The following is a 4,261-nucleotide window of genomic DNA, read 5'->3' on the forward strand; positions in this document are numbered from 1 at the left end:
TTATTTGTTTATATTTTTGTAACTAACAGCCACATTTTGACAAAATTTGTTTATTAATGTCAAAAGCATTATTGATTATTATTTCCAGCCATAAACTGGACTTCTCGGGTATTTCCAGCAGTTTTCAATTTTACCATATTGGTCTCGTATAGTTTAATGGCATCTGAGTTAACTTTCTTTATTTTCATAAAAAACACGCACCTTTCACAACAAATTTTTTTGTTATGAAAAGTGCGTTTATATCGGTCAATTGGAACTTAATATGAAGTTTTGTTCTTTCGTATACCTAGGGGCAAATTTCGCTTTAACCTATGAATTCCTCTACGGAATTCTGACTCGATTCATAATAATCGGTCACCGAAAAGTTTTGCCTTCGGCAATGGTTATGGAGGTAGTTGGATTTATTAGACAATATGTAATGACCTCCACATTGTAGGTTCGTGGATTTACCTGTATACTAAAGATTGTCAAAGTCAATGGTAACAGGGATTACCGCATACAAAGGGAGGTCATCAAATGAATTATAACACAGTTTACGTAGGAATGGATGTACACAAAGAAAGTTTTACATTTTGTGCGTACACAATCGATGCAGAGAAAGGTTCCCACTTCCAGAGAACAGAAGCTGATTACAAAAATGTTCTGAAATATCTGGAGTTTCTTCGTACCGTCTACGGAAACGATGCTAACTTTATATGCGGTTATGAGGCGGGTTGCCTCGGTTATACTTTATATCATCAATTAATAGAGCATCATGTTAACTGTGTGATACTTGCGCCAACAACGATGCTTGAGCAGTGCAGCAGAAGAAGAATTAAGACTGATCGGCGTGATGCTGAAATCATTGCCAAATGTCTGGCACAGCATAATTACAGTCCTGTTCATATCCCTACAGCAACGGACGAGGAAACAAAAGAATTCCTCCGTATGAGGGATGATCATAAACTGGCACTGAAAAAGGTCAAGCAGCAGATTCTTGCATTTTGTCTTCGCCACAACTATCGCTATGATGGAAACAGTCATTGGACAGCAGCGCACATCAAATGGCTTAAGTCATTAAAGCCTGAGGCACTTTATAAGGAAATCCTCGACGAATATCTGCTGACCTATACTACCCTTAGCGATAAGCTTGAACGGTTGGATAAACGCATTGAGGAGCTTGCCTCCAAGGATGAATACAGAGAATCGGTTAAGAAACTCTGTTGTTTCATCGGTATCAAGACTCACACCGCATTATCTGTTCTGATTGAGGTTGGCGATTTTCAGCGTTTTGCTTCTGCACAGAAATTTGCTTCCTACCTGGGACTTGTACCGGGTGAGGATTCCAGCGGTGATGAACAGACAAGGCTTGGCATTACCAAAGCCGGAAATCGTCATGTGCGTATGCTCCTTACAGAAGCTTCCCAGTGCTATGCCCGTGGTCAGATAGGATTCAAATCAAAGGAACTGAAATCACGTCAAGCCGGTAATTCACCACAGGTTATTGCTTATGCAGATAAAGCCAATGAACGCTTAAGACGCCGATACTACAAAATGGTTCTTGGAAAAAGTAAGAAACACAATGTAGCTAAAACAGCGATTGCGCGTGAGCTTGCCTGTTTCATGTGGGGCATGATGACTGATCATATCACCTGATACAGGTATAACATCGTGCTGCCGATATCAAGACCAGGCCGCTGCCAGCGGTGCTTCGCAGCCTTGACATCATCATCCCGCTGTTATAGCAGGTAATCAAGCAGATGTAAGATGGCTTGCGCCACATACATCTGGCCAGTAACTAAAGTAACAACTGAAGACATCCTGAAAGGGCTTCGGCCATTTCAAGGTTCGAGCTATCTGCGATAAATCTATGTTGGCACAGAGAAATCTGTGATCCACGCAATTAGACGGTAGAGCTCACGGCGGACCATTGACCTGTCGGTAACCAATCCACGTATATCAGAGTGGCCAATGCCGGGAACTGATACTCCGAGGCTCTTTCCGGGTGCCTTCAGACAACTAAATAAAGTTTTGTGGTGATTTCTGTTAACTTGTACTTGACAAGAGGTCATTACATATCAGATTTTACTTCTAAGGAAGTCTTAAAGTATAACCATAATTAAATATAAACAATCACAATGCCTGTCTCCGATGATTTATTATCATAATATGAAAATATTTTTCCCCATGCATAATCATATTCTATTCCTGTAATACCTTCATTACTTGGAATTCCTAATTCATTTTTCAAAAAATCATTATTATGTTTTCTTAATTCTTTCAGAATATCATCATTCATTGTTTGATAATTCATTTTGTACTTCTCTTCAGCATTACTTAATTCAACTTTTGATATTATCTTATTATCACAAAAAATAGTAGTCCAGAACTTTTCTTTATTTAATTCCATTGGCTCCTTGGATATATATACTTTTCCAGTACTCCATTAGCACAATTAAAATCAAAATTAGGGTCAAATCTTTGCGCTAATCCTCCTTGACCAAATTGCGGATTATTCAAAGCGACTCCATCTGCCACATTTAGTTCTCCATGAACTTTGTAAGGAGTTAACTTACTTCTGTATTCTGCATAAGCCATTCCTTTTTCATAATATGGTTTTACTTGCAATCCTCCAAAGACCTTTTGAGCATCATTGCCTATAGTCTGCGCTACTTCTGATGTTATAGAATACCCCGTTGGGAATGGTTCGCCCATATAGATTATATCACCATCATGTAATGTTATATTCGTATAGGCATCCACACCAGTATAGGGATAACTACCTTGCCAAGCGGACGCTACTTCTGATGGATTACAACTTTCCCAACACACATTTTCTTTCCCATATGTATCCCTATAATAATTATACCAATCCATTTCTGTAACATCATCTATTGTTGTACTTCCACCCTTAAATCTACTGGCTTCTATCAACTATATTTCTGTTATATATTTACTTGGTATTACATCAGCTAACCATACCTTTTCATTTCCAAAATAAAAAAGTATTCCATCTTCCCAAGCTCTTTTTGCATCAATTTGCAAAACACATGGTTTATTATCACGTCTTAATCCAACACTCTGTGCTGTACTAATATCTTGTGACAAATGAACATATTGTCTTCCTTGAGGTAATAGGCCATTAATTTTTATACTTGATAAAAATCTTCTAGCCGTACCATGATATAAAATATCTGGAGGTATCATTTTTTCTTTCTTTATGTGCATCGGAATTGAATGACCATAAAATGCTCTGATTTTTCCACCGCTTATTTCATGTCTCTTCTTCTCTGATTTATCTATCATAACTAATAAATCGTCTTCTGATGTACCTATCCATTTCATATCCTTATTCAGAGCATCCACTAATTGTTCTACTGACACCCAACCTTCTTCATCCATCTCCAACTCATATTCCCAAGGTGCATGACGAAGTGCATACGATACTTCTTTGCTTAATTCTTCATAATTAATCATCTGCTTCTTCCTCATCTATCATTTCCTGTATTGCTTCCTTAAACCATTCCCAGAAAGTATTATACTCTTTTCTCTGTTCATATCCAGCACTTGCAAAATCATGAATAATTTGGACTTTACTATTTTTTTTAATATCAAAACAAGCTATATCATCACTATCATCTCTTCTAGCAAAAGGAACAAGTTCTCTATCTGGATAACGTTCCTTTAATCCTTTAATTCTTTTTTCAACCTGTTCTTTGCTCATTAAGTACCAAAAATCAAAGTCCACCAGATTTAGTTCAACAATTTTTAAAAACTCTTTGGGATAATTAAATTCTTGATATACTTTACTTACATCATATATTTCCATGTTTGCCTCCTACTTTATTGTATCCATATCAAACGCTCCAAATGGATTACTATTTCTAAAAGATGCCTTTTGTTTTCCAACTCTTAGACTAATTGCATCGCCCCATGTAACAGGAACACCTTTCTTAGTTGTAAATCTCTCGATATATTCCTCAGGTAAAATATCATTATATCCATGCACATTAGCTTTAACATTAATACCAGCTTCTCTTGCAGATACAACACGTGTATTATCTATTGTTGTATATATTCCATCAGGCATTTCTACCACATCAATCGGGTCACCCTTCCACCCATTCTTCTTCATGCTATCTATAATCTCACTTGAACCATTTACAGACGATTGACTATATCTTATTTCTTTAGGATTAATTGTCTTACTTCCACCCTCACAAGTAATACTTCTTTCAGACTCCACCCGTCCTTTGCTAGTAGACATACCCCTATTCTTTCC

At 37.1% G+C, this 4,261-nt stretch carries 5 protein-coding genes and 1 pseudogene; 1 reads left to right on the top strand and 5 read right to left on the bottom strand.

Features of this window, described 5'->3' with window-relative positions; translation table 11 throughout:
* Positions 1-516 precede the first annotated feature (516 nt).
* The gene (locus ABUA34_RS13895) at positions 517-1,635 is read left to right on the top strand and encodes an IS110 family RNA-guided transposase (RefSeq protein WP_055145656.1); all 1,119 of its coding nucleotides are present in this window, start codon (positions 517-519) and stop codon (positions 1,633-1,635) included.
* 463 nt (positions 1,636-2,098) lie between these two features.
* On the opposite strand, the gene ABUA34_RS13900 is transcribed toward ABUA34_RS13895, so the two are convergent.
* The 5 genes and pseudogenes from ABUA34_RS13900 to ABUA34_RS13920 all read right to left on the bottom strand — a co-directional run.
* Positions 2,099-2,389, bottom strand: a complete 291-nt coding sequence (locus ABUA34_RS13900) for a hypothetical protein (RefSeq protein WP_055148070.1) — start codon at positions 2,387-2,389, stop codon at positions 2,099-2,101.
* Complete coding sequence (locus tag ABUA34_RS13905; RefSeq protein ID WP_055148072.1) at positions 2,380-2,913, bottom strand: hypothetical protein; 534 nt, start codon at positions 2,911-2,913, stop codon at positions 2,380-2,382. The genes ABUA34_RS13900 and ABUA34_RS13905 overlap by 10 nt, the downstream gene beginning before the upstream one ends.
* Positions 2,914-3,456, bottom strand: a complete 543-nt coding sequence (locus tag ABUA34_RS13910; protein ID WP_015533469.1) for an RNA 2'-phosphotransferase — start codon at positions 3,454-3,456, stop codon at positions 2,914-2,916.
* Positions 3,449-3,808: an SMI1/KNR4 family protein gene (locus ABUA34_RS13915; protein WP_015533470.1), complete on the bottom strand. Its 360-nt coding sequence runs from the start codon at positions 3,806-3,808 to the stop codon at positions 3,449-3,451. The genes ABUA34_RS13910 and ABUA34_RS13915 overlap by 8 nt, the downstream gene beginning before the upstream one ends.
* A 9-nt stretch (positions 3,809-3,817) precedes the next feature.
* Positions 3,818-4,261 (bottom strand): annotated as a pseudogene (locus ABUA34_RS13920) (hypothetical protein); the annotation flags it as partial.

The sequence above is a fragment of the Coprococcus sp. RTP21428st1_C9_RTP21428_210409 genome, from assembly GCF_040227395.1.
Taxonomy (GTDB): domain Bacteria; phylum Bacillota; class Clostridia; order Lachnospirales; family Lachnospiraceae; genus Coprococcus; species Coprococcus aceti.

Coding starts and splice junctions, on each gene's coding strand:
- ABUA34_RS13895 (WP_055145656.1), top strand. CDS start 517: ATGAATTATAACACAGTTTACGTAGGAATGGATGTACACAAAGAAAGT.
- ABUA34_RS13900 (WP_055148070.1), bottom strand. CDS start 2,389: ATGGAATTAAATAAAGAAAAGTTCTGGACTACTATTTTTTGTGATAAT.
- ABUA34_RS13910 (WP_015533469.1), bottom strand. CDS start 3,456: ATGATTAATTATGAAGAATTAAGCAAAGAAGTATCGTATGCACTTCGT.
- ABUA34_RS13915 (WP_015533470.1), bottom strand. CDS start 3,808: ATGGAAATATATGATGTAAGTAAAGTATATCAAGAATTTAATTATCCC.